The organism is Clostridium sp. CAG:221, assembly GCA_000435835.1.
Lineage (GTDB): Bacteria > Bacillota > Clostridia > Clostridiales > Clostridiaceae > Clostridium.
On the sequence record FR883427.1, the window covers coordinates 66,317 to 68,812 of the forward strand.

At 27.9% G+C, this 2,496-nt stretch carries 3 protein-coding genes; 2 read left to right on the top strand and 1 reads right to left on the bottom strand.

Annotated features, from left to right (window positions below):
• Positions 1-1,213, top strand: a 1,213-nt coding sequence (locus Q5O44_RS13380; RefSeq protein WP_302638163.1) for a homoserine dehydrogenase, incomplete at its 5' end; no start/stop codon positions are given.
• Positions 1,214-1,279: 66 nt separating this feature from the next.
• Here the strand turns inward: Q5O44_RS13380 and Q5O44_RS13385 are convergent.
• Positions 1,280-1,840 carry a hypothetical protein gene (locus tag Q5O44_RS13385; protein WP_022168947.1) on the bottom strand — a complete coding sequence of 187 codons (561 nt, stop codon included), beginning with the start codon at positions 1,838-1,840 and terminating at the stop codon, positions 1,280-1,282.
• Positions 1,841-2,018: 178 nt separating this feature from the next.
• Here Q5O44_RS13385 and Q5O44_RS13390 point away from each other — a divergent pair, with 178 nt between their 5' ends.
• Complete coding sequence (locus Q5O44_RS13390) at positions 2,019-2,435, top strand: DUF3785 family protein (protein ID WP_022168948.1); 417 nt, start codon at positions 2,019-2,021, stop codon at positions 2,433-2,435.
• The last annotated feature ends 61 nt before the right edge of the window (positions 2,436-2,496 follow it).

Sequence of the window (2,496 nt, forward strand, 5' to 3'; positions counted from 1 at the left end):
TAAGCGTTCAGGCTATGAGGTAGAAATAGCTAAGATTTTGGTAAGAGATAAAGATAAAGATAGAGGTGTTGAAATACCATCAGAAATACTTACCACAAATTATGATGATATATTAAATGATGATGATATAAAAATAGTTGTAGAAGTTATGGGTGGTATAGATCCAGCAAAAGAATATATCATCAGAGCTATGGAAGCTAAAAAACAAATAGTTACAGCTAATAAGATGCTTTTAGCTACTTGTGGTGATGAAGTATTTGAAAAAGCTGATGAAATGGGAGTAAGCTTCCAATATGAAGCAAGTGTAGCAGGTGGTATTCCTATTATTAATGGAATAAATGAAAGCTTAACTGCCAATAAAATTAATACTTTATATGGTATTGTTAATGGTACTACCAATTATATTTTAAGTAAGATGGAGCTTGAAAATCTGAACTTTGAAGATGTATTAAAAGAGGCTCAGGATAAAGGTTATGCTGAAGCAGATCCAACATCTGATATAGAAGGATATGATGCACAATACAAACTTGTAATATTGTCTTCCTTAGCATTTGGTACTAAAATAAAACCAGAGAATGTATATAGAGAAGGTATAACTAAGATAAATTCTATAGATATGGAATATGCTAGTAGCTTTGGTATGGTAATAAAACTTCTAGCAATTGCTAAAGAAGAGAATGGAGAACTAGAATTAAGGGTACATCCAACAATGATTCCAGAAACTCATCCATTAGCTAATGTTTATGATTCATTTAATGCAGTATTTATTAATGGTAATGCTGTAGGGGATATGATGTTTTATGGTAGAGGAGCAGGAAGTCTTCCAACAGGAAGTGCAGTAGTTAGTGATATAATATCTATATTAAGAAATAATGTAGAAGTAGAAAATATGCAGCCTGTAGTTAAAAATAATCTTTGGGAAATGAAGATAAAAGATTTAAAGGATGTTGAAAGCAGATATTATTTAAGAATTACAGTAAGTGATAAACCAGGTGTATTAGGGCAGATAACAACAATATTTGGTGCTAATAAGGTAAGCTTGAAATCAGTAATCCAAAAAGGTGTGAAGCAGGAAGAAAATATTGATGTTACATTGGTATTGATAACTCATAGTACTACAGAAGGCTTAATTATGGATTCAATTGATAGGCTTTATGATTTGAAAACAGTGAAGAGTATTGATAATATAATAAGGATAGAAGATTTTAAATAAATTAAAAACATGAGGTTAATATAAAAAAACAGCCAATGTATTTATTACATTCGCTGTTTTTTATGTTTAAATCACAGTGGTTAGTGTTTCAATTGTAAAATTTAGTTTATTAATATATCCTTCGTAAATTAATGTTTTATTTTCAACTGATAATAAGTCTAAAGGTAAGATTTCCTCAGGCTTTTTATCAGTGTTAAAGATACCGCTATTTATTAATACTTCAGAGACAAATTCAGAGCAGAAATAATAATTTTCTCTTTTTCTAGGTCTATTAAAATATACAAGGCTTGTCCCTAAAATATTGTATTTTAAATTATCTTTGTTATTTTCAAATAGGCGTATTTCATTGACAAGGTTATTATATTGTTTTTCAGTAACATTAACTTTATAAATTAGGCATTTGCTTTCAGGAAACATAGCAAATACTCCGTCATATAAATTCTCATACACAAATCCAGCTGGAAGTACTTTGGCTGGATTGATACGTCCAAAGGAATACATTTTTGTAAAGGAGTCATCTAAAGAAAGTGAAACATGAGCATATTCTTCGTGAGTACATAAAGAAATTAAATGTGAAAACAATGTACCAGTTTTTGAAAAAACTAAATAAATATTTTTAAAGCTCATAATTATCCCTCCATTATATAAGGTATATTTTACACTAAAATAACAAAAATGTTAATGAAAAATAAAATAAATTAATATTATTTAAATAAACTACAAATATATGTAATATAATATATTGTTTATTTATAAAAGGCCTTATGATAGAATTAGTTCATAAGAAAAGAAAGGAAGATAATAGATGGAATATAAATTTACTTTCGAAGGAAGAGAATATAAGCTTAACGAAGAAAACTTGGATTACTTTGTAAATGATGAAGAAAATCCTATCAAAAATATTAATTTGGATAAAGTATTAGAAATAATGGCAAATAGCGATGAAGTGGATTTTGCAAAAGAATACTTTGATATGCCTTGTGGAGAATGTAAAGAAGGTGTTAGCGAAAAGAAGAAATTTTTTGCTTTTCTAGGATATAATTTTTACATATATACTAAGAATGGAGAATTTGTTATAAGTTCAATTGATAAAGAATACGAAGGACTTTCATTTAATAGGCTACAAAAAGCAGGAAAAGTAGATAATAGCTATATAGTATTAGTTAATGTATGTAAGCACTGTGGAAGCTATTCAGTGGAAATAGAAGAGTTTGAAATATAGATATAAGCTGCGGTAATTATTAAATTTACCGTAGCTTTAATTTTTTTGTATAAATATGACT